1 protein-coding gene and 1 pseudogene are annotated in these 1,923 nt (G+C 52.9%); both read right to left on the reverse strand.

All coding sequences use genetic code 11. The features are described from left to right. Positions 1-1,400 (reverse strand): annotated as a pseudogene (locus tag DXA05_RS25995) (conjugal transfer protein TraG); the annotation flags it as partial. A gap of 122 nt (positions 1,401-1,522) precedes the next feature. Then, positions 1,523-1,822 carry a DUF4133 domain-containing protein gene (locus DXA05_RS26000; protein ID WP_005816074.1) on the reverse strand — a complete coding sequence of 100 codons (300 nt, stop codon included), beginning with the start codon at positions 1,820-1,822 and terminating at the stop codon, positions 1,523-1,525. Positions 1,823-1,923 lie beyond the last annotated feature (101 nt).

Genomic DNA, 1,923 nt, shown 5'->3' on the forward strand with positions numbered 1-1,923 from the left:
GTTCTTTTCGATGCGTTTTTGTCCATATGACATGCATGTGGAACGACTTGCCGCTGCCCGAAGGACCCAAACAAAAAAAGTTCGAGTTGTCGGTCAGCTTCTCCTTTCCCTCCTTTCCTGTGATGTCGATGGCTACGGGCACACCTTGGCGTCGGTATAGTATATCTTCAGCGGGGTGTCCTCATTATGCACGATGCGCTCCTTGTACATCAGACAGGTGGCGGCATCGCCGAGGGTGAGGAATCGGTCGTAGTCGGCATTCATGCATAGCAGTTGCCGGGGAAAGAGTTGACGAACAGCTCCAACTGGTTGTAGGCCCGCTTGCTGATGTGGATGCCCATGCGCGAGAAGGAGTTTTCGAGATGGTTGGTGCATTTCTGTATGTCGGTGTCGCCGCTCACTGCCACCACGAGGTTGTAGTGGGTATAGACGAGCTGCTTGCTCTCACGGGCTATCACCTCCTGCACACGCTTGATGTCCTCTACAGCCATCAGGTTGCTGGGGTTGGGCATGGAGGCATGGCGGTTTTTCTTCTTGTCGAGTAGGGCAAGCTCACGCTTCTGGTTGGGCACGAACACCATCTGGTTGAACACCACGCAGTCGGCTCCGGGCACGCTATCGACGATGCTCACGAGATCAACGGGCATACTGGTGTTGTTCACCTCGATATTTGCGTAGGGACGGATGACCGACGGCAAGTTGGCATAATCCACATCCACAAGGCTATACACCTTGCAGCTACGGTCCCCCATGCCGATGGTCTCGTCATCGACCTTGAAGTTGGTCATCGACACCACCTTGTCACGGAAGTTCATGGAGAAGAAACGGTCCACATACTCGCAGGCTTCCGTTTTGCCGAGGAATCGGGACTTCACGCCGGCATCCCTCAGCTGGTCGTGCACCTTGCGTATCTTCACCAAGAAGTCACGCCATTTCTTGTTGTCGAACGACATCAGACGGCTCTTCTTGTTCTCCTGTGTGATGGTGAGGTAGCAGACGCTGTCGGTAAAGGGTCTGCCGTTGAAATAGCGGAAGTAACTCTCGCTCAGGAACTCATGATTTCCACCGTTCTCTTCCTTGAATGCCTTCCTCACAAACACGTCCTGCTTGTGCAGCGCATAGCCTTCGCCCAAGGTCTGGGCAAGGGCGGCGAAGAGGTGGGTGAACTCATAGTAGGCCTCGATGTTGGCGGAATACTTCTGCACAGGGTTCTCCATCTTCAGAACAGCGGAGTATTCGCCCGTCTTGGTATAGAGCACGCCGATGCCATCCACTTCCTCGATGGAGAAGTAGATGTCCTGGAAGATGCGCTTGCGCTTCCCTCCCGTGCCGAATGCCTTGACACTGATGGCCATGCCCACGCAGATGGCTGAGAATATGAGTATGATGTATAGGGTCATTGTTCTTTTTCTTTTTTAATCGCAAAAAGGCGGGCGCACCCTCATGCGTGATGCCCCCACCTCCATTCACTTACAATCATTGATAGCTTTCCACTTGGACATAATGGATTCTCTTTTTTGTTTTACACTTTCTTTGAATAGGCATAGATGAATATGCCGTTGTCACTCTTCTTGCTGTGCAAGCCCTTGCGCTGCTTCATGACGATGAGAACGCCACCGACAGCTACGGCGAGGACTAGCAGCACGAGTCCTGCCACGAAACCGAAGATGCAGTAGCCGAGGATGAAACCCGCAACGGCTCCTCCTGCGGTGGCTGCCGCCCAGTAGATGTAGCGTCCCTGCAACCCGAAGAACTCCAATGGACGTTGCAGTCCCTTGAAAATGGGATAATCCGGAAAACGCTCTTGCTTTGTATCTGCCATAACTGTCAGTGTTTTAACGTTCTACATACTCACAATCTCACGCTGCGTTTAACCTCCAATGCCGAAGAACAGAGGCAGTGCCTGGGCTGCTGCAATGAGGA

Source organism: Bacteroides sp. AM54-2NS (assembly GCF_003602935.1).
Taxonomy (GTDB): Bacteria; Bacteroidota; Bacteroidia; order Bacteroidales; family Bacteroidaceae; genus Bacteroides; species Bacteroides xylanisolvens.

What these genes read in the sequence shown, in the direction of transcription:
- DXA05_RS26000 (WP_005816074.1), bottom strand. Translation starts at nt 1,822, where the DNA reads ATGGCAGATACAAAGCAAGAGCGTTTTCCGGATTATCCCATTTTCAAG.